Raw genomic sequence first — 20,993 nt, 5'->3', positions numbered from 1 at the left:
TTTTTCATTTAGATCAGTAAGTATATCTAAACAGTAACCATTTGACGCTCCAGGGTTGCTTCAACGCCCAGCGTTAACAAGCTGCTGAGGTATTCGGCAACCGCATCGGCGAAGCCCGGCCACTGGCTCAGATCCGCTTCCCAAAGTACCGTGTCGGCGCAGAGTGTATGCACAAACTGGCGCACAGAAGCTTCGTCGTGTACATCAACCTGCTGCCAGAGTTTGTAAAAATACTCGGCATAATCGTCCCGAATCGGGTAAGAAACGATGCCACTTTTGCCCGATTCATCCGTAACGGTTGCCTCGCCGAAATACTGCCCATCTTCAAGTTTTACGGCTTTCATGAACAGCAAATAAGCAGCAAAACCAAGCGTCATTCGCTGGGGAAGTTGACCGGTTTGGTCCAGGTAGCGTTTGAAGGTGGGCAAGTTACGCGCCCGCATTTTAGACGTTTCCTGCAACGTAATGCTCAGCAGGAAATGTTCGATATACGGATTTCGGAAACGATCCAGCACGTCCTGGGCAAATTCCTCAACAGCGCCAGGTTTGAGGGTGCCTCCCGGCGGCGGCGGAATGGTCGGCGCAATTTCCTGAAGAACCACCTCTTCGACAAACCGGCTCATCAGGGGGTGTTTGCTGTTCTCGTAAACGGTTACATTGCCGAGCAAATACCCCAGCGGAGCACTCAGACTATGGCTGCCGTTCAAGATCCGCAGCTTCCGCTCGCGGTAGAAAGTAATGTCTTCTTCAATAATAACGCCGCTATCGATGTCGGCAAACGAAAGTAATTCTTTAACGCGTTCATCGCCTTCAATGGCCCACAACCGGTAGGGTTCGGCGACAATCATGAGTTTGTCCTGATACCCAAACTGCGTTTCCAGGCTCTGGCGGGTTTCTTCGTCGGGAGCGCCGGGTACAATGCGGTCAACCAGCGAGTTACAGAAACGAACGTGGTATTTGAGCCACTTCATAAAGAGCTTTCCTAGCTCGTTGTATTTGGCAATTTTTTCAACAATATCGCGCAGTTTCAGGCCATTGTCGGTGATCAGTTCCGTAGGAATAACGATCATGCCTTTGTGCTTGCTGCCGCCAAAATTCTTGAAGCGTTCGTACAGAAAGGCCGTTAGCTTGGCGGGGTAGGATTTGGGTGGATTCTGAAAAATGCTTTCCTCTACGTATTGAATACCTACTTCAGTAGTGTTGGAAATAACCACTTGCAAATACGGTTTCCGAGCAGCCTGCAATACGGCCTGCCAGTTATCCTGCGCCGAAATTACGTTGCTAACCGCCGAAATTACCGTACTCTCATCCACCGCTTCGCCTTTGTGAATGCCCCGCGTCACGACCGTATAAAGGCCTTCCTGAGCCGAAAATTCGTCGGTTGCGCCACCCGTTGATTTAACGATGATGATGCTTCCGTCGAAAAGTCCTTGTTTGTTCGCTTTGTCGATAAAAAAGTCGGGTAATCCGCGTAGCAGAACTCCCGTACCAAATTGCAAAACCCGTTCCGGGTGGGACGGTGCAGATAAGATGGAGCGGTTCAGATAAGCCATAGTTATTATTTTATCGTTGTCGTGCGTACTTGATTAATTCAACAAAGTAGCACAAATAACGGATACACTTTAAGGGTGATTAATAAAAATACTGTGTTTGTTTTGGGTTATTTCGTAAACAAGTTATAAGTCAACGCGATGTTTGAATTATAAGCTTAAGCTTTCCAGTTCTCTTTTATTAACTGGCTCCATCTTTGGAATCAGCCGGTGAATAATTACCAGGGCAATCAGGTAATTTGAACTGGCAATCAAGAACAGAGGCAAATAGCCAAAGTGAACCCGAATGATACCAGCAACGGCTGCCAAAAGAATGCCTCCCACAGCCCCGCACATGCCCCCGATACCCGTTACGGAAGCAACTGCGCTTTTGGGGAACAGGTCCGACGCAAAGGTGTATACATTGGCCGCCCAGCCCTGGTGGGCCGCCGTGGCCAAAGAAATCAAAGCAACTGCCACGTAGATGCTACTGGTTTGGGCCGCGAAAAAAATAGGAACCACGCAAAGGGCACAAACCAGCATCGTCGTTTTTCGGGCACGATTGACCGACCAGCCATAATGCATCAGCTTCGACGAAAGCCACCCGAAAAGAACGCTCCCCCCGTCCGATACCACGTAAATGACCAGAAACGGCAAGCCAATGCTTTTCAGATCCAGCCTTTGATCCAGCGCCTCGCTGCTGTTGAAAAAATCGGGCAGCCAGGTCAGGTAAAACCACCAGATAGGATCACACAAAAACTTGCCCACAATGAAGGCCCACGTCTGGCGGAAACCCAGGAGACGTACCCAGGAAAACTTTTCTTCCGGCATATCTTCTTCCTGATCCTGCTGGATGTAGGCCAGTTCTTCGGGCGAAAGAACTTCGTGTTCCTCCGGACGGCGGTAAATCAGCCACCAGGCAATCAGGGCGGCAATACCGAGCAAACCCGTTGAGATAAACGAAAATCGCCAACCGTACTGAATCGTTAGCCAGGGAATCAGCGCGGCGGTGACAATAACGCCCACATTGGCTCCCGCATTAAAAAGCCCCGTCGCGAACGAGCGCTCTTTTTTGGGGAACCATTCGGCAACTGATTTGACAGCCGATGGAAAATTTCCCGCCTCCCCAATACCCAGCATAAAACGGACCAGACTCAGGCTTCGCAAAGAACCAACAAAGGCATTCAGAATTCCGGCGATGCTCCAGATGCCAATCGAAATGGCAAAACCTCGTTTAGTCCCCACCCAGTCGATGAGCCAGCCCGTCAGAACAAAGCCCAGCGCATATGCAATCTTAAACGCCGTATCGACGTAGCTGTACTGAATTTTAAAGCTATCCAGATCCGCTTGGGTAAGGTTCTGCCCGGCAGGGATGTCTAGCATGGCACGCCTAAAGGCGTCATCAATCATGGTGAACGAAAGAACCTGTCGATCAATGTAATTAATAGTTGTGGCAAAAAACAATAACAACACAATCCGCCAGCGGAAGTTGCCTGTCGTTTCAGGATACATCAAGGGAAGGGAATTACACCTTTTATCGAAAAAGTAAAATAATCCCAAAATATACTGATACTCGCGAACTTTTGCACTTTTTGCCCTTATTATCCCCAAGAAAAAAGGAGTAGAGCTTAGGTCTTTCCGTACTTTAGTAATCCAAAAGCAAACTGTGCAGGCAGCAATCGCCTGCATCCATTCATTTATCACCAATAACAGGCGCCTGCCTGTTCGTACGTATACATGGCATTAGAACAAACATGGCGGTGGTTTGGCCCGAACGACCCCGTCAGTCTGGCAGACGTAAAGCAAGCCGGAGCAACGGGCATCGTCACGGCCCTACACCACCTGTCCAATGGCGTTGTCTGGTCAAAAGAAGAAATCGCCAAGCGGAAAAGTCTCATCGAAAGCACGGGCCTAACCTGGTCGGTGGTGGAAAGTATCCCGGTTCATGAAGGCATCAAAACACGCACGGGCGACTACAAACAATGGATTGAGAATTACAAAGAATCCATCGTCAATCTGGCGCAAAATGGCATTGACACCGTTTGTTATAACTTCATGCCCGTGCTGGACTGGACCCGCACCGACCTCGATTTTCCCATGCCGGACGGCTCGACCGGGCTGCGTTTTGATGCGAATGAGTTTGCAGCCTTCGAATTATACATCCTGAAACGCCCCGGCGCGGAAAAGCATTATTCGGCGGAACAAATCGCCAAGGCAAAAGCGTGTTTTGAAAACCTGGACGAAACGGCTGCCAAACGGCTGCAACGGAACATCATCGCGGGGCTGCCCGGCTCCGAAGAAAGCTATACCGTCGAGCAGTTTCAGGAAACCCTGAACACGTACCAGCATATTGGCGATAAGGAACTGCGGGAAAACCTGTATGCCTTTTTGCGGGAAATCGTGCCGGTCGCGCAGGACGCGGGCGTGCGGCTTTCGATTCACCCTGATGATCCTCCGTATCCTATTCTGGGATTGCCGCGTGTAGTCAGTACCGAAGCCGATGCGCGCATGTTGCTGGAAGCGGTCGAGCTGGACGCCAACGGCATTTGTTTCTGTACGGGTAGCTACGGCGTTCGGGCGGACAACGACCTGGTGGGAATGGTGGAGCGATTGGGTTCAAAAATTCATTTTGTCCATTTGCGGAGTACCCAACGCGACGCGGAAGGGAACTTCTACGAAGCCAACCACCTCGAAGGCGATGTCGATATGTTTGGCGTTATGCGTGCCCTGCTGAACGAACAAAAACGGCGGCAGCAGGAAGGTCGTCTGGACCTGCGGATGCCTTTCCGACCCGACCACGGACATAAAATGTTGGACGATCTCGCTTCCGGTAAGCGTACCAATCCCGGTTATACCGCTATCGGACGGCTACGTGGGCTGGGCGAGCTACGGGGTTTGATGCTCGGTTTGGAGCGAAGCAACCCGTAAGCCAATTGGTGATTGGGGTCGATTTTAGTACTTTGCAGTTCTGAAACCGTTCCCAACGGCTTAGAAGACCGCAGTAAAACCCTGAACAATTTTCTGAAAAATATAAACACATCATGCTGACAGCCTCTGTTTTTAAGCCCTTTCTAGACGACGATTTTCTGCTTCAAACCGATACGGCCCGGAGACTCTACCACGATTATGCCCGGCAGATGCCCATCATTGATTACCACTCGCACCTGCCACCCGACCAGATTGCGGCCAACAAGCGGTTCGATAACGTGACCCAGGCCTGGCTTTATGGTGATCACTACAAATGGCGGGCCATGCGTACCAACGGCGTGAACGAGCGGTACTGCACGGGCGATGCATCCGACTGGGAGAAGTTTGAAAAATGGGCCGAAACCGTTCCGTATACCATGCGTAACCCGCTGTATCACTGGACGCATATGGAGCTGAAAAATCCGTTTGGCGTAGAGACTGTGCTGAACAAACAATCGGCACGGGAAGTGTTTAATGCCTGCAACGAACAAATGCCCGACTGGTCAACCCAGGCGCTGCTGACCCATTTTAACGTTCGGGTAGTTTGCTCGACGGATGATCCGACCGATTCGCTGGAGGACCACAAACGAATTGCGGAATCGGGCTTCGGAACAAAAGTATTGCCCACTTTCCGGCCCGATAAAGCGATGGCCGTTGATGATGCGACGGTTTTTCAGGCGTACGTCAAAAAAGTCGGGGAGGTATGCAATCAGGAAATCCGGACCTTAACGGAATACCTGGACTGCCTCAAAAAACGCCACGACTATTTTCACGAGGTTGGCTGTCGTTTGTCGGACCACGGTCTGGAAACGATGTATGCCGAGGACTATACGGAATCGGGCATTCAGCAAATTTTCCAGAAGCTGCTCTACAGTGTCGATTTGACGAAGCTGGAAAAAAATCAGTTCCGCTCGTTCATGCTGAACCAGTTTGCTGAGTGGGACTGGGAAAAAGGCTGGACGCAGCAGTTCCACTTGGGCGCGCTACGCAACAACAACCGCCGCGCATTACGCACGTTGGGACCTGATACCGGCTGGGACAGCATCGGCGACTTCCGCCACGCCCGGGCGCTGTCAAAATTCCTGGGACAACTGGACGATAAGGACAAACTGACCAAGACCATCCTGTACAACCTGAACCCGTCGGACAATGAAATGATGGCCACGATGATCGGTAACTTCAACGACGGATCGATTCCCGGTAAGGTTCAGTTTGGGTCGGGCTGGTGGTTCCTTGATCAGAAAGACGGCATGGAGAAGCAAATGAACGCGCTGTCGAACATGGGCTTGCTGAGCCGTTTTGTGGGTATGCTGACCGATTCACGCAGCTTCCTGTCGTACAGCCGACACGAGTATTTCCGCCGTATTCTCTGCAATTTGTTCGGCAACGATGTCGAAGGCGGTGAACTGCCGAATGACGTTGAGTGGATCGGTAAACTGGTGCAGGATATCTGTTACAACAACGCCGAAGAATATTTTGGTTGGGCCTAAACGCACAAAAACGGTAAACTACGTGTTTACCGTTCATGCCGGACTTTAATCCCAAACTCATTCTTTATACGCCTGATGCGCTGAATCCGCAGGGGCAAGAGGTGCTCCGGCACTTTCCTCAGGCGGAGAGGCAGGAGATCAAACAACACAACCGTTTGCCAGATTTGGGTCTGGGCCATTACAAAATCAAGTCGGACGTACTGGTTTTGGGGAAGCTCAAATCGCTGGAATGTAAATGGAGTGGGCGCAGTGCCGACTACATTGCACCCAGTCTGGCAAACGGCTGTTTTGGCGGTTGCGCTTACTGTTACGTAGACCGGCACAAAAAGGTCAATCCCATCACCTTATTTTCCAATGTGGATGAAATCATGGCGGCTGTCGATCAGCACGTCATGGGGTTGCCCTGGCCTAAAATACCCAACCAGACTGACCCGATTTTTTATACTTACGATATCGGGTGTAATTCGGATACTTCCATTGATTACAGCTTGTCTGACGGCATCAGGCAGGTTCTTGACGCCTTTCGCCAACACCCCCGCGCGAAAGCCACCTTTGCCACAAAATTTGTCAACTCAGAAATGCTGTCCTTCGATCCGCAACGCAAAGTTCGGATTCGGTTTAGCCTGATGCCCGCTTCGGTCAGCAAGCTGGTTGACGTGCGGACCGACAGCATCGAAAAGCGCCTGGCCGCCATCAACGATTTCTACGATGCCGGTTACGAAGTGCACGTCAATTTTTCGCCGGTTATTGTGTATGGCGGGAAAGCATGGCGTCAGGATTACCGCGAGTTGTTTCAGCAGCTGAACGAAGTCGTGCGGGCTGACGTTAAAGCGCAATTAAAGGCGGAAGTTATTTTCCTGACGCATAATCGGCAGCAGCACGACGCCAATCTGCTCATCAATCCAAAAGCGGAGGAATTACTCTGGATGCCTGAATTACAGGAAGACAAACAGAGCCAGCTGGGCGGCTGGAATATTCGCTACCAACACCAGTTAAAAGCAAAAATGATCGCCATATTTGAACAACTTATACAAGACGAAATTCCCTGGTGCGAAATCCGGTATATATTTTAACCCATGGCTATACGACAGGAAGACTTTACAATTGGAGTTGAGGAAGAGTACCAGATTATTCACCCACAAACCCGCGAATTGCGTTCTCGGGCACAAGCCATTCTGCCGCAGGCAAAGGCTGCCGTCGGCGACCAGGTAACAGCTGAGTTATACCGGTCGCAGATTGAAATTGGAACGCCCATTTGCCATACACTGGCTGAAGTTCGGCAGGAGTTGGTTCATCTGCGTCGGCAGATAATCGAAGCCGCCCGACAGCAGGGAAGCCAGATCGTTGCGGGGGGAACGCATCCTTTTTCGCACTGGGAAGACCAGAAGCTGACCCGTCGGGTGCGTTACATCGAGATGGAGACGAGCTACCAGCAACTGGTTCGGGAGCAACTCATTTTTGGTTACCACGTTCACGTAGGTATTGCCAACCGGGAAATTGCCATTCAGGTGATGAACCGGGTGCGCCCGTGGCTGGCTTCGTTGCTGGCGCTGGCTTCTAATTCGCCGTTCTGGTTGGGTACCGATACCGGATATACCAGTTTTCGGACGGAGATATGGGGACGTTGGCCGATGGCGGGCAATCCGCACGTGTTCAGCTCGTGGTCGGAGTACGAACGCCTCGTGGAGGATTTGGTCAAAATGGGCAGTATCTCGGACGGCAGTAAAATCTATTGGGACGTGCGCCCGTCCGCGCATTACGATACGCTGGAGTTTCGGGTGACGGATGTATGCCTGACCATCGATGAAGCGGTGCTCATTGCGGGGCTGGTTCGTGCGTTGGCCCGAACGTGCGCCCAGGAAGCGGAGGAACACGTGGAAATCAATCATGTGCGGCCCGAGATTCTGCGCGCGGCCAAGTGGCAGGCCGCCCGTTTTGGCCTGGAAGGTGATCTGATTGATACGACAGGCGGTGCGGCGATTCCCGCGCGGGACCTGATTGATAAGTTGCTGGCTTATGTGCAACCCGCTCTCGAAGCGTATGGCGAGTGGCCGGAAATTGTTCGTCTCACCGATCAGGTATTTAAGCAGGGGACGGGAGCAGCGCGCCAGCGGGCTGTATACGCACAGCACGAAAATTTCGAAGAAGTGGTAGATTTTATGGTCGCTGAGACGGCCAAAGGAACCGAATAATTAAGCTAATGATTGCCCAACCAACTTATCAGGCAGCCCAGACGGTTGCTGCGGTCATCGCAAAACATTTTGAACAGCATCTTACTGAAGAGTGCATTAAAAAAAGGCAACAGCTCGCGCCGACGCCACCCGCTTCTGTTATCGAAGCGATTATAGATATTGCTTTCTGGTCTAGTTTGCGGCGGGAAGAGGGGTATTCACCCAAAATTTCGCTGGCTTTTATTCCGGTTGAACGGGCCGAGCAGCCTTTGATGTTTGAAAATCGCCTGCCCCTCACACCCACGATTTTAACGAAGCTTTCCCCCGCTGTGGAGCGTCCCGGCATCCACCTTGGCGTCTGGTACAAGCAGGGCGAATTGTTTATCTGGGGATCAACGCGCAACATTCCGGGAAACTGTTTTGTGCTGGAGGTCATTGAGCCGGGCTTGCTGGTGGTCAAACACCGGCGGCTGGATGGCTTCGGTAAGTTTGTGAACGTTGCCATTTTGAAAGGAGATCAGGTGAAAATAGTGGACGAACGGGCGGCAAGCCTACCCAATTATCCGCTGATTATGACCTCTCTGCTGGGCTTTACAACGCCTTCCGCCTGGAATAATTCGACTAACGTGCTGGTTCAACTGGCCGTTTCGATGCGGGCGCACGGGCGGGGCGGTTGCCTACTGGTTGTGCCGTCTGATAGCAAAAACTGGCGGGAATCCATTATTCAGCCCATGTCTTACCCAATTGTGCCCGCTTTTTCGCAATTGGCCGATGTGATCAGACAGGAGAAAAATGCAACGAGTCAGAATGATTGGTTAAGCAAGCTCAGTCAAACCGTAGATGGTCTGGCCGGTTTAACCGCCGTTGACGGAGCTACAATCATCAATGATCAGTACGAACTCCTGGGATTTGGCGCGAAAATCGGTCGGTCGGAGAAGAGTGGCCGAGTCGAGCAAATCATTGTTACCGAGCCAATTGTCGGCAATGTGCCGGTCGTGGTCCGACCCACCCAAACGGGTGGAACGCGGCATTATTCGGCGGCGCAGTTTGTCTACGACCAACGCGAAGCCATCGCACTGGTGGCATCGCAGGATGGACGCTTTACCATTTTTGCCTGGTCGGCGCAGGAAGGCATGGTTCACGCGCACCGGGTGGATTCGCTGTTACTCTAAAAATACCCGTTTATCAGTTTGTAAGCGGCTATTCGATTTATAACTTTTTATTTTTCTTTGCGGCATATAGACTATCTACACAATATGGAATATCGAAAACTAGGTGAATCGGATTTAACACTGTCCGTTATTACGTTTGGAGCCTGGGCGGCTGGTGGCTGGATGTGGGGCGGTACAGAACGCCGCGATTCCGTTGCGGCTATTCGAGCGGCATATGATCTGGGTGTAACCTCCATTGATACCGCGCCCATCTACGGGATGGGGGCCAGCGAGGAGATTGTAGGCGAAGCCATTAAGGATTTGCAGCGCGACAAAGTCCAGATTCTGACCAAATACGGCATGCGCTGGGATCTGGCAAAAGGCGCGCTGGCTTTCAATACAAAAGACAATGCCGGAAATGAGGTCGATGTCCACAAATATTCGGGACGGGATGGCGTCATCAAAGAATGCGAAGACAGCCTGAAACGGCTAGGAACTGATTACATCGACCTGTACCAAATTCATTGGCCAGACGTAACAACGCCTATTTCGGAAACCATGGAGGCCGTAGAGCGGCTCATTGAGCAGGGCAAAGTTCGTTACGCGGGCGTTTGTAACTACAGCGCCGATCAGATGCGCGAAGCGGAAGAAACCCTGGCTTTAGTATCCAATCAGGTTCCGTATAGCATGGTCCGCCGCGAAATTGAAGCCGATGTTGTGCCATATTGCTTGGAAAACAACAAAGCGATTCTTGCTTATAGTCCTATGGAACGCGGCTTGCTAACGGGAAAAATCAGACCGGGGCACAAATTTGCCGAGGGGGATCACCGGGCGGGGTACAAATACTTCCAGGCGGAGAACATTGCGGCTGCCAATAACATGCTGGATAAATTGCGTCCACTGGCCGAAAGCAAAGATTGTACGTTGGGTCAGTTGGTACTGCGCTGGACCATCGAACGCCCGGGAATTACGGTTGCGCTGGTTGGAGCCCGCAACGCGGAACAAGCCATCCAGAATGCAGAAGCAATTCAGGTAGAGCTGACTGCTGCCGATAAAATGTTTATCAATTCGCAGGTAGACGAATTAAAACTGGTGTAAATGCAGCGGGCTGGCAACTTGCCAGCCCGCTGCGTTTATGATTTACTGAAAACTGTTCTTCATGCTGTTGTGGAGTGTTTTTGGACTCCAGTAACCGCTGGCAATGATTCGCCGGACCGATTGAAGGGGATTTTCTTCATCCCGTTTCTTTTCCGAAAGTTGGAAGGCAGCCAGATAGCCGCGCTTTTTCAATTCGACTGTCGCTTCGTGATTCCAGAGACCAAACGGATAGGCGAAATAACGAACCGGCTTACCCGTCAATTCTTCCAGTTTCTTCGTTGGTTTCTCGATTTGTTCTACCCAGTCGTTCCCCTGGTACTTCTTCACGTTGTGGTGATCCCACGTGTGGCAGCCGATGATATGGCCCCGATCAGCCAGGTCTTTGATTTGCTGCTTGTCCAGGTAGGGCTGGAAACCCCGCCGCCCAATGGCTACCGTCATAATGAAAAAGACGCCTTTGAAGCCGTGCTTTTCGAGTTCCTTGGCCGCAATTTCGTGGTGTTCCAGCGTTCCGTCATCAAACGTAAACATAACTGGCTTGGAGGGTAGGGCCGCTCCGGTAGTCAGGTAAGCATACATTTGGTCGGGTGTGATGGAATGATACCCACTGTCGGCCAGCATTTTCAGTTGGGCTTTGAACACATCGGTTGGGATGATGTAGTCTTTCGCGCTTTTTGAGTCACTGGCCCGCCACGGACGAATCTGGTGGTAACACAGGATGGGTACTTGTTTCCGGGCCAGAATGGTTGCGGCATCGGCAATTTTGTCCGCCGGGATGCTGGTTGGGTCGGCAACCTTTTCCGGGGCGGTGGTTTCGGTTGGGGCGGGTGCTGCGGTGGCTCCGGCTACGCTGCTGGTTACAGCTGCTTTTGTTTCAGTTGTCTCTTGCTTTTGCGTACAATTAAAAACGGTTGCGGCAGTGAGTAGTGAAACGGCAAGCGGTACTAGTTTAAAAGAATTACTGGTTTTCATCTTCGTCCGAACGGCACAATGTTAATTAGAGTCGTATACTAAGGGAGCAAGATACTGAAAAGGTTTCTTTTGCAAAGTCCAAAGAGTAAGTGGATAATCAATAAATTTCCTTTTCTATGCTTATGGCCTGACTATCAGTTTGATTGATAAATTCGTTTTGCCAAAGAAGCATACTGAACAAAGCCATGATGCATAAAAACCTTTTCGGGGTTGTCTGGAAACTCCCGGCGATAGGCTTCATCGGGTTGCAAGACAATGGGCACACCCGCCCGCATGTAGTTATTGCTTGGGGCATAATCCGGCGTCTGGAACTGAGGCAATGATTTTTTGACCAACTTGGAAACCTGCCGACCCAGGTATTTCTCAAATGTCCGCTGTGATCGTCGGGTCCGTCCGTCCAGCTTGCGGAAGATCGTACCGGCGTACACCCGAACGAGAAAGGACTGTTTGCGCAATTTGGGTTTGATATCCTGGAACGGATTTACCGCATTAAAATCTTTAAGCGTTTGCAGCGAAAAAGGAGTTTCGGGTACCCAGTCGGCGGCATTTAAAATGGTAAAGGCCGTTCCATTTCGGGTAATGTACTCGTAGTCGTAGGCGAAGAAAAGGTTACCGGGTTTAGGGCAGGCGCTGCAATACGTCTTGAAATTCAAATCCTTGGGCAAATCGCCTTTTTGCACCAAATAATGCAGGTATGAACGAAGCAAAAGCGTCAGTGCGGCTCCCTGGCTGTGCCCCATCAGGATAAAATTCCGAATTCCTTTGGCATGTTGCGCCCGAATCTGGGTCAGAATAGTAGGGGAGAGGTGTCCTAAGCCCAGCAGCCAGCCAATATGGACCATCGCCTTAGGGTCGGCGGCCAATTGGTAGGTAAATGTTGTGCTGTCGTTGAGCGTCAGCGAACCTGTGGCGGGAACCATAGCGGCGTAAAAATTCTCCAGCCAGCTAGGCGTATCTTTGGTTGTTCCCCGAATATCAATCACGGCAACCTGGTCGTCGCGGAGCCACAGCGCCCAGCGGTTCATCAAGCCCACTTCCGGTGAACGGTACAGGAATTTATACCGGGGCGACAAAGGAACCTTGTCTTTGGGAGCCAGGGAGTCGTATTGTTGCGCGGCTACGCCCAATAAATCCAGATACTCCTGAACCAGAAAACCCGGTTGAAGCCCTTGCTGTGCTCGAGAAGCAGAACTTAATAATAAGACAAAAAAGGTGGATAGGGCTAGGAGCTTCATAAGCGTGAAAGATTACTCAGATACACGAACTTACGCAAAAACAAATGAAATTGACGCTTAATTAAGCCGCACTATTTTGCTCTTCGCGTTTCAGTTTTGCATCCAGCCAGAACGTCCCGAACGGAATGAGCGAGGCGATAAAAGCAACCACCACCCGACCAAAGGACCAACGTCGTTCAATTGTAACAGAAACAAGCGTCAGGATATAGGCAACGAACAAAACACCGTGCGCCCAGCCTACCACTTTAACAACCTGTGGAATACCGGCAAAATATTTTAATGGCATCGCAATACCCAGCAAAACCAGAAAAGAGATTCCTTCCAGGAGGGCTACGGAGCGGAAACTGGCAAGAGAAGACTTAAAAGACAACATGAATAAAACAAGTTAGTTGGGAAATAGCGGTTAGGTTTGACTAACTAACCTAAGGTAATAGCAAATTGAGTATAAATCGATTAAATAACGAAAAGGAAAACTGATTGCCTAGTTTATGTGTAATTTGTACTTTAAAAAAGATAATTTACTCGGTCGAGTGGAGGGTCGGTGAAACGGGGAAATCTGTAAAAACAATAAGGGCCAGCCAACGAAAACTTTGTTGGCTGGCCCTTAAAATGAAGCCCTAAAATTAGCGGGATGATGTACCGTAAAGCTGATTGAAGAGCAGTTTAAAGGTGCCGTGCGCTTGTGCCCGGAACGTAATTTCAGGCCCAAAGGCATACAGTCTTCCTGAACCTATCGGGGCCGAAAAAGCAGCAACCCCGTCTTGCAGGTAGGTTTGGCCCCAGGCCCAGCCACTGCGCAGTGGCTTATTGGTTGAGAACCAAGCCAGCGGCTTCACCAGACCTTTCGCTACGGCATCGGGAGCAATTTTGAAGACTGGGCTGGCGTCAAAATAAACGTCGCTTTGCGCCGACATGCCCCAGGTTGCCTGCTGCGTTGAATCGACGCTTACGCGCAGGATACTGCCGGGAATGTAATATTTTTCGGCGGGTAATGGGCGTTCCTGGCCGCTGCTGGTCATCTCAACCAGAGCGTTCCGAACGGGCAAACCAAGGTGGTAAGCCAGGTTGGTGCTACTACCGATGGTAACCACTGAGCCACCCGCTTCCATGAATTTTTTCAGCTGCGGAACCGATTTGTCGGCGGTAATCCGACCCAGCCAGGGGCGGTATTCAGCCGGTAGCTCTTCGGCTTTTGGTTCCCGGCCACCGAAGCCGCTGAACTCACCTTCGCCACGGCCAGCGCCGCTGCTAACGGCGGGAATCGCCCGAGTTACAAAAACAATCACGTCGTATTTTTTACGCAGATCACCCGCATCAATGTCCTGCGGATAGACTAACTGCATCGGGAAATGATACTGTTCCATAAGCCAGCGTACCCAGCCGGAAGGCATCGAACCACCGTAATTGTCCCAAAGCGCAATTCGTAGCGGAGCCACTTTCACCATCGTACCCGTTGGCCGTTTTGCGACACCAGCTACGTCAACACCAAAATCTTTTACCGATTTATCCAGAATGGTTTTGGCTTTTGCCGAGGCAGGAACGAAGAACGCACCCGCTTCGACGGCCTCTTTACCGGACAAGCCACCGGGTAGACGGAACACCTCAACGCCGGATTTGAGCAGGTCGTTAACGGCAATAAACGAGTTGTTGGCGCGTGCGCTCAGGGTGTAACCCGCTCCCGAAGAAGCGTTTAGGCTGCCCTTCGGAGACTGTAACTCCCCGTACGGAACGCGCTGGAAAGGACCATCAAAACCGTCCAGAACGCGGTCGAACTGAACGCCCATCTGGTAGGCCAGTGTCCATCCAGCCGCGTCGTAAGGCCGAACGGGAGGTCCACCGGCATACTGGAAATCGTTGGGGTGATCCTGCGGCTCGAACATATCCAGAATGTGTGGACGGAACGCCTGGGCCGTTTTCACGACGTACGAACCAGCGGGATATTTCTTACCCGCAACGGTAAAATCAGCCGTTGCTTTGTGAACCAGAATACCCGTTTTGATCAGCGCATTGATGAACTTAACCGCCGTTGGAAAATCAGGCTGGGCCGCTGAAACAATGAAACCACGTGGATCGCGCGAGGTGGGGTCTTTCAGGACGGAATCAAAATATTTGACAGGCATGTTGCCGCCACGGGGAGAGGCCACCGCCGTTGCTGAGGCCGAAGTCGCGGAAGCAGAAGTTGGCGCGGTTGGTTTCTTTTGGTCTTCCTGATAAAGCTGGTTGATGGCATCGACGCGCTTCGGCGAAAGCGTCCAGTAATCCGCGCTACCGCGTTCGATGGAGTTTTTACCCATGCGGTAGATGTTGTAAAGCAACTGATCCGAATGACGAGCAGCGTAGTCGAGCGAAGCGTAATTCAGCGATAACGAATAATCAATCGACTGCTTAAAATGCCACTTCTGAGGCGTTACCGGGAACGGCGTATTGCCGTTCGGGATCAGGCGCTGGGGAACCAGCGGCACAGTTTCCGGCGTCGGGTTACCGATGATTTCCGTTAACAGACCAATCATGTTGTGGAAGTGCGTTGTCGTGCGCAAACCGCCGTTGTACCAGGTCGAGAATACGGAGCCGCCCAGCCGCGTAAAGCCCGGTTTATTTTCGGCGTTCAGGCGGTTGATCATGGCTGCGCCCAGGGCGTCAATTCCGGTAATCATCAGCGGATCAAACACATAGTTGAATGGATCGCGGTAGGGAGGACCCGCCAGCACTGAGCCCGCCGGACCGCGCTGGTGGTGGTTATACATGATTTGCGGAATCCATTCGACAAACAACTGGCGTCCCATGTTTTGGGATTCTTTCATGTTCATGATGAAAAAGTCGCGGTTGTTGTCGTGGCCGACGTATTTCTGATACAGACGCGGCAGGTTTTCCAGCGAACGTTTTTCCGGTTTTTGCTCCCGCATGTACCAGTTGGAAACAATTTCCTGACCATCTGGATTGGCGTGGGTGAGCAGAATCACCACGTTATCCAGAATACGTAGCGTTTCGGGATCTTTGCGGCTCACCAACTGCCAGGCCGTTTCGATGTACTGCATCGTGCCTACAGTTTCGGTGGCGTGGAGACCCCCATCGATCCAGACCACCGCTTTGCCTTCGGCAGCCATGGCGCGGGCCTGCTCTTCGGTTACATCTTCGGCACGGGCTAGTTTCTGCGAAATCTCTTTGTAGCGATCAAGCTTTTTGATGTTTTCCGGCGACGAAATAATTAGCATGTACTGATGACGCCCTTCTTCGGTTAAGCCAATGTCTACCAGCTTGGTACGGTCAGACGTAGCCAGCTTCTTGATGTACGTTTCGGTTTGCGTGTAAGTAGCGAGCTGGTAGTCGTCACCAATGTTGAAACCAAAATGCTCTTTGGGCGATGGGAGGTTTTGGGCTCGGGAGGAGGCTCCACTAAGCAACAGAATGCTGATGAATAAGTGTAAAAAGTTACGTATCATAATTTAAAAGTGAACTACTGATACAAGAGAAGAGGTTATAATATTCGCCTCAAAATAAACTATTTTATTTTTTAATATAATCAGCTGATAAAACAAAGTATCAAAAAATAAGAATAAAGCAATATAAGTTCTTAAAAATCACTAGGTATTTGCTGAACGATTCAGTTGTTATCTTCTTTATAATTAAGTCTGGTTAGCTGTTTTGTGGGTGCTGGAACATAGATACTGATTTTGCCTTATTCTTATATAATTCTGGAAGATAAAAGGCTTTTGTAACGTAGCCTAACGCAGCTGAACTCTGCTTACTTTTCGGTGGTTTTGCTTAGATCAATAAACTGTGAAGCAGCCGTGAATGCCAATTTTCCAACCACACTTAAGTCTCCCAAACACATACGCATTGCCATCGCGGGATTCTTTTTTATTTCGGGATTTGGCTTTTCTACCTGGGCTTCGCGCATTCCGTCTCTCCAGCAGCAATTCGGCTTAAACGAAGGCCAGTTGGGAGCGGTTTTGTTTGCCCTACCGATGGGCTTGATTCTGACCTTGCCGGTAACGGGGTTTCTCGTGGGGCGGTACAGCAGCCGCAAGATCATGCTGGTTGGTGCGTTGCTGCTAAATGTTATTCTGAGTCTAATGGGGCTGGCCAACCAGACCTGGCAACTAGCCTTGATTTTGTTTACGTTTGGCGCCGCCCGAAACATGCTCGGTATTTCGGCTAATGCGCAATCCGTTGGTTTGCAGGGCTTGTATGATCGCTCCATTCTGGCTTCGTTCCATGCCATCTGGAGCCTGGCTGGCTTTGCGGGTGCCGCGCTGGGGTCGTGGATGATTTCGGCGAATATCTTACCGGGTTATCATTTTCTTATCGTCAGCGGGGTGCTGAGCGTGTTGGCGATTCTATTCTTCCCGAATACACTGCCCGAGTCGCCCACGCAGCAAACGACGAAGGCGGGGTTTACATTACCAGACAAATCACTGCTGAAATTTGGGCTCATTGCCTTTGCTTCGATGGCCTGCGAAGGGACCATTTACGATTGGAGTGGGGTTTATTTCCAGAAAGCAGTGCAGGTTCCTAAGGAGTTAACCGCAGTTGGCTTTGTCTCGTTCATGACGGCCATGACGCTGGGGCGTCTCTCTGGCGATTGGCTGGTCAACCGCCTGGGCCGCAAAACCATCCTAACCTACAGCGGAATCCTGATGACGGCGGGGCTGTTGCTGGCGTCTGTTTGGCCCGCCTTAATCCCTGCCAGTTTGGGTCTGATTATGGTTGGGTTAGGTGTCTCCTGCGTTATTCCTTTAGTGATGAGTCTGGCCAGTCAGTCGGTTTCGGAGCGAACGGGCTCGGTGATTACCTCTGTATCAACCGTTTCTTACCTGGGTTTTCTCATTGTTCCGCCGATTGTTGGGTTTATTGCCGAGACACTGAACCTGCACTGGGCCTTTGCGCTCATGGCCTTGCTGGGTTTATTAACGGTTTGGCTGGTAACTAAAATAAGCATTTCAGTAAAGAACAGTTAAACCCGCTTGCCGGTATTTTTCGGCCACTTCCGGCGAAACGTTCGGGTCCGTAATCAGGGCGTGAATTAAATCAAGCGGCGCGAACTGAAAATACTTCTCCCGCTCTAATTTCGTGGAATCACACAACAAATAAACCTGGTGGGCATTCAGCGCCATGGCCAAGGTGATTTGGGCTTCCTTTTCACTATTAGCACTCAGGCCGTTAGCCGCTGAAATGCCATCGACACCCACAAATGCTTTGTTGGCTCGGTAGCGTTGCAAATGCTCGACCACCATCGTCCCGTGGATCGCCTGCCGGTCGCGATCGACTTCGCCCCCCGCCAGATTAATCTGCACCGCGCTGTCTCTCAACTCATACACCACCGGCAGGGAATTGGTAACCACCCGTATTCGCTGGTGCTTAATAAACTGGCAAAGTTGAAACGTAGTGCTGCCACAATCCATAAAAATGGTGTCTCCTTCCTGAATCTGCTGCGCGGCTAGCTGGCAAATGTGCTCTTTTTCAGCCTGGTTTATCGCCGCTTTGTTGCTAAACGAAACCGGGTCTTTGGCCAGACTTACTTTAACCGCACCTCCGTGGGTACGAACAAGCAGGCCTTTTTCGGCCAGCAAAGCCAGATCCCGCCGGACGGTAATTTCGGAAGTGCTTAGTTGCTGAGCCAACTCCTTGACATCCACGCTGCCCTTTCGCTCAACTGTTTCTAGAATTAATCGCTTCCTTATTTGAAAATTCATGAATACCGTTTTTATTTGTTCAAAAATAATCAAAAAAGAACATAAACAATCAAATACTAATGAACAATCGTATTCGCATCAATGAAGAGAAGGTGTTGTCAGACAATTGGTACGTCCTGAAAAAGATCACATTTGATTACCAGCGAAAAAATGGAACTTGGGAAACGCAATCGCGGGAAGCCTACGACCGGGGCAACGGCGCGACCATTTTACTGTACAATCGGCAGCAACAAACCGTTTTATTGACCCGACAATTCCGATTGCCTACTTACGTGAACGGCAATGCATCGGGAATGCTGATCGAAGCGTGTGCGGGTTTGCTGGATCAGGACGATCCGGATACGGCTATCCGTCGGGAAGTGGAGGAGGAGACGGGCTATCGGCTGAGTCAGGTTACGAAGGTTTTTGAAGCCTACATGAGTCCCGGTTCGGTGACGGAGAAACTGTTTTTCTACATTGCCGAATACAACGCTGAAAATCTGCTCAATGCGGGAGGTGGCGTTGATGAAGAAGAAATCGATGTGCTGGAACTTCCGTTTACCAAGGCTATTCAGATGGTGGCCGAGGGCGAGATTATGGATGGAAAAACCATGCTACTGATTCAGTATCTTCAGTTGCATAACGTACTGGCTAATTGAGTAGTTAGTAACAAAAAGCTCTTCCCCTTATTCCCGATTCGATAAGGGAAAGAGTGTTCGTTATTAGTGTTCAGGGAAGAAAATGCCGCAATCGGAAAGCTGCGCCCAGCGAAAATGTGCTGCCTAAGCGGTACTCAATGGTATGATTCTCAAGGGTGCGGGAATTCTTTATAGACTGAACCTCCAGCAAATTGAGCGTCGCTACATCCAGACCTACCAACCAGCGCCGACTCACCATATAAAAAACGCCAGGGGAGGCATTGACAGAGAAGCCAAGAGCCGTATTCTTCTCTGTGATTTGTTGCGCTCTGTCTGTCAAGTTGTTTTTCCGGCTTGCATACGAGAAATTGGCGCGTCCGGTTAAAATGGCCCCAAAGCGAGGGGCTAGAAAAAAATAGTGCTGCACAAAAGGACCGAGACCAGCGTTGAATCCTTTATCGTTCTGAATGGGACTTTTGGCCGTGCTGAAGCCAACGGTAGCCGCTAAGCCAATAGCAGTTTTGGGATGCCGAAAAATGCCAAATTCCGGCGAAATGCCGACAGAAAGTTGCTGCTCCCCAATATAATCCTCACTAACGATCGGCACGCTGGCAGAAAGGCCACCACCAACAAACTGATTGCCAGCGGTAAATTGCGCCCTAAGCCCTCCCGCTGAAAAATAGAGTACTAAAAAAGTAATGAATCGGATCATACCTGGCGGCTAAAAATAGTGGGTGAGGTGAACAGAGAAAGACTGAAACGAGGAAATACCGCTGAGGGTAAAATTGTAATTCGCATTTCTTACCAGAGGATCGTTACGTTGGGCCTGAAATTGAAGCAGGCGGGCGTCAAGATCGACGCTCCATCTGGGGGCAAAGACATAAATGATTCCAACAGAACCATTTAGCCCAATTTGTTGCGTACTCCTTAGGGTTTTCGGTACGCTTTCGGCGTATTTCGTACGCACCCAGCCATAACCCAGCTCACCGGCCCCCGACCCGTAGAAGCTGATCTTTTGCGATACCGGAAGGTAGCGGCGTACGAGGACACCAAGAGCCGCGTTGGGAAGTAGCGTTGAGGTTCTACTGTTTTGTAGACCAGCTACTTGCTCCGTATAGCTAAGTCTGGCAAATAACCCCACCGAATAATTATCCTGTCTGAATTGCTGGTATTTAACTTCCAGTCCGGCGGTCAGGGACCTGTAGTTGGTGATGGCACCCGCCGCCGTGACCTTTTCATGCGTACCACTAACAGACGGGCTAAAGGAGATCGATTTATGTCCCTGACGGAAAACGTCTATAATTGGGGCTGGTTTTTTGCTTAAAGCAGATTGAGCCATCAAAAAATGGCTACCAGATAGAAGCCAAAACAGGCATCCTATCCTTTTCAATCGGTGTAACATGCTTAGGTTTATCAGTAAATGAGCGAGAATATTTCGTGAAAGTAGCTATTTTGGGCGTTGGTTTTTTGCATCACCCTTCTATTTCATTGATTCACCAAAAATCACTCCGTTTTCCAAAATTTGATCATGAAAAAACGCTCCTGCTTGTTTTTATTTTGCCTTTTAGTGTTCGTTAATTCCGTCCAGGCCCAGGATTTTGAAAAAAAATTAAAAGAACTAAACGTTGAGCTGGCCAAGCCAACGCCATCACTGGCCAACTATGTCAAAGCGGTTCGGACGGGGAATCTGGTTTTTCTATCGGGGCACGTTTCCAGTCGGGCGGATGGGTCGGGCATCAAAGGAAAACTGGGCAAAGACCTGACGGCCGAGCAGGGGTACGAAGCCGCCAAGCTGTGCGCGGTGGGTTTGCTGTCTTCCCTAAAAGCAGAAATTGGCGATTTGGGCAAGGTGAAGCGGGTGGTCAAAGTTTTGGGGATGGTTAATTCGGCCCCGGAGTTTACGGATCAGCCCAAAGTGGTGAATGGCTGTTCGGATTTGCTGGTTGCGCTGTTTGGCGATAAAGGAAAACATGCCCGCTCGGCGGTGGGAGTTACCGCGTTGCCTGCCGGTTTTGCGGTGGAAGTCGAGATGATTGTTGAGGTAGAATAAGTGGATTTGATTAGTAGCTT

The 20,993-nt window shown here is 50.6% G+C and carries 18 protein-coding genes; 9 read left to right on the top strand and 9 right to left on the bottom strand.

Annotated elements, in window-relative coordinates:
* Positions 1-26 precede the first annotated feature (26 nt).
* Together L0Y31_RS17780 and L0Y31_RS17775 are read right to left on the bottom strand one after the other, a co-directional pair.
* Positions 27-1,553, bottom strand: coding sequence for a tagaturonate reductase (locus L0Y31_RS17780; RefSeq protein ID WP_234734431.1), 1,527 nt, complete (start codon positions 1,551-1,553; stop codon positions 27-29).
* Between the two features lie 147 nt (positions 1,554-1,700).
* On the bottom strand, positions 1,701-3,041 hold the full coding sequence (locus L0Y31_RS17775; protein WP_234734430.1) for an MFS transporter: 1,341 nt from the start codon (positions 3,039-3,041) through the stop codon (positions 1,701-1,703).
* Between the two features lie 225 nt (positions 3,042-3,266).
* Between L0Y31_RS17775 and uxuA the strand changes: the two genes are divergently transcribed.
* From uxuA to L0Y31_RS17745, 6 genes are all read left to right on the top strand, one after another.
* Positions 3,267-4,457 (top strand): mannonate dehydratase, encoded by a 1,191-nt coding sequence (gene uxuA / locus L0Y31_RS17770; RefSeq protein WP_234734429.1) that lies wholly within the window; start codon positions 3,267-3,269, stop codon positions 4,455-4,457.
* A 113-nt stretch (positions 4,458-4,570) separates the two neighbouring features.
* Entirely contained in the window at positions 4,571-5,986 is a 1,416-nt protein-coding gene (gene uxaC / locus L0Y31_RS17765; RefSeq protein WP_234734428.1) for a glucuronate isomerase, read from the top strand.
* Between the two features lie 35 nt (positions 5,987-6,021).
* A complete protein-coding gene (locus L0Y31_RS17760) occupies positions 6,022-7,059 on the top strand; it encodes a spore photoproduct lyase family protein (RefSeq protein WP_234734427.1) in 1,038 nt (345 codons plus the stop codon).
* 3 nt (positions 7,060-7,062) lie between these two features.
* Positions 7,063-8,178: a carboxylate-amine ligase gene (locus L0Y31_RS17755; protein WP_234734426.1), complete on the top strand. Its 1,116-nt coding sequence runs from the start codon at positions 7,063-7,065 to the stop codon at positions 8,176-8,178.
* Between the two features lie 8 nt (positions 8,179-8,186).
* Positions 8,187-9,329 carry a putative sensor domain DACNV-containing protein gene (locus L0Y31_RS17750; RefSeq protein WP_234734425.1) on the top strand — a complete coding sequence of 381 codons (1,143 nt, stop codon included), beginning with the start codon at positions 8,187-8,189 and terminating at the stop codon, positions 9,327-9,329.
* Positions 9,330-9,413: 84 nt separating this feature from the next.
* A complete protein-coding gene (locus tag L0Y31_RS17745; RefSeq protein ID WP_234734424.1) occupies positions 9,414-10,406 on the top strand; it encodes an aldo/keto reductase in 993 nt (330 codons plus the stop codon).
* A 42-nt stretch (positions 10,407-10,448) separates the two neighbouring features.
* On the opposite strand, the gene L0Y31_RS17740 is transcribed toward L0Y31_RS17745, so the two are convergent.
* From L0Y31_RS17740 to L0Y31_RS17725, 4 genes are all read right to left on the bottom strand, one after another.
* On the bottom strand, positions 10,449-11,378 hold the full coding sequence (locus tag L0Y31_RS17740; protein ID WP_234734423.1) for a polysaccharide deacetylase family protein: 930 nt from the start codon (positions 11,376-11,378) through the stop codon (positions 10,449-10,451).
* 134 nt (positions 11,379-11,512) lie between these two features.
* On the bottom strand, positions 11,513-12,613 hold the full coding sequence (locus L0Y31_RS17735; RefSeq protein WP_234734422.1) for a lipase family protein: 1,101 nt from the start codon (positions 12,611-12,613) through the stop codon (positions 11,513-11,515).
* A gap of 61 nt (positions 12,614-12,674) precedes the next feature.
* On the bottom strand, positions 12,675-12,986 hold the full coding sequence (locus L0Y31_RS17730; RefSeq protein ID WP_234734421.1) for a DUF3817 domain-containing protein: 312 nt from the start codon (positions 12,984-12,986) through the stop codon (positions 12,675-12,677).
* 250 nt (positions 12,987-13,236) lie between these two features.
* Positions 13,237-16,053 carry a M14 family metallopeptidase gene (locus L0Y31_RS17725; protein ID WP_234734420.1) on the bottom strand — a complete coding sequence of 939 codons (2,817 nt, stop codon included), beginning with the start codon at positions 16,051-16,053 and terminating at the stop codon, positions 13,237-13,239.
* A 348-nt stretch (positions 16,054-16,401) separates the two neighbouring features.
* Between L0Y31_RS17725 and L0Y31_RS17720 the strand changes: the two genes are divergently transcribed.
* Positions 16,402-17,571: an MFS transporter gene (locus tag L0Y31_RS17720; protein ID WP_234734419.1), complete on the top strand. Its 1,170-nt coding sequence runs from the start codon at positions 16,402-16,404 to the stop codon at positions 17,569-17,571.
* On the opposite strand, the gene L0Y31_RS17715 is transcribed toward L0Y31_RS17720, so the two are convergent.
* On the bottom strand, positions 17,554-18,306 hold the full coding sequence (locus L0Y31_RS17715) for a DeoR/GlpR family DNA-binding transcription regulator (RefSeq protein ID WP_234734418.1): 753 nt from the start codon (positions 18,304-18,306) through the stop codon (positions 17,554-17,556). The genes L0Y31_RS17720 and L0Y31_RS17715 overlap by 18 nt on opposite strands.
* 59 nt (positions 18,307-18,365) lie before the next feature.
* Between L0Y31_RS17715 and nudK the strand changes: the two genes are divergently transcribed.
* On the top strand, positions 18,366-18,944 hold the full coding sequence (gene nudK / locus L0Y31_RS17710) for a GDP-mannose pyrophosphatase NudK (protein ID WP_234734417.1): 579 nt from the start codon (positions 18,366-18,368) through the stop codon (positions 18,942-18,944).
* A gap of 70 nt (positions 18,945-19,014) precedes the next feature.
* Here nudK and L0Y31_RS17705 read toward each other — a convergent pair whose 3' ends face one another.
* Together L0Y31_RS17705 and L0Y31_RS17700 are read right to left on the bottom strand one after the other, a co-directional pair.
* A complete protein-coding gene (locus L0Y31_RS17705; RefSeq protein ID WP_234734416.1) occupies positions 19,015-19,635 on the bottom strand; it encodes a hypothetical protein in 621 nt (206 codons plus the stop codon).
* Positions 19,636-19,644: 9 nt separating this feature from the next.
* Positions 19,645-20,262: a hypothetical protein gene (locus tag L0Y31_RS17700; RefSeq protein ID WP_234734415.1), complete on the bottom strand. Its 618-nt coding sequence runs from the start codon at positions 20,260-20,262 to the stop codon at positions 19,645-19,647.
* Positions 20,263-20,451: 189 nt separating this feature from the next.
* On the opposite strand from L0Y31_RS17700, the gene L0Y31_RS17695 reads away from it, so the two are divergent.
* On the top strand, positions 20,452-20,973 hold the full coding sequence (locus L0Y31_RS17695; RefSeq protein ID WP_234734414.1) for a RidA family protein: 522 nt from the start codon (positions 20,452-20,454) through the stop codon (positions 20,971-20,973).
* The last annotated feature ends 20 nt before the right edge of the window (positions 20,974-20,993 follow it).

Source organism: Tellurirhabdus bombi, assembly GCF_021484805.1.
Classification (GTDB): Bacteria; Bacteroidota; Bacteroidia; order Cytophagales; family Spirosomataceae; genus Tellurirhabdus; species Tellurirhabdus bombi.
Note: the sequence above shows the minus strand (reverse complement) of the source record. Positions and strands in the feature narration are given on the sequence as shown.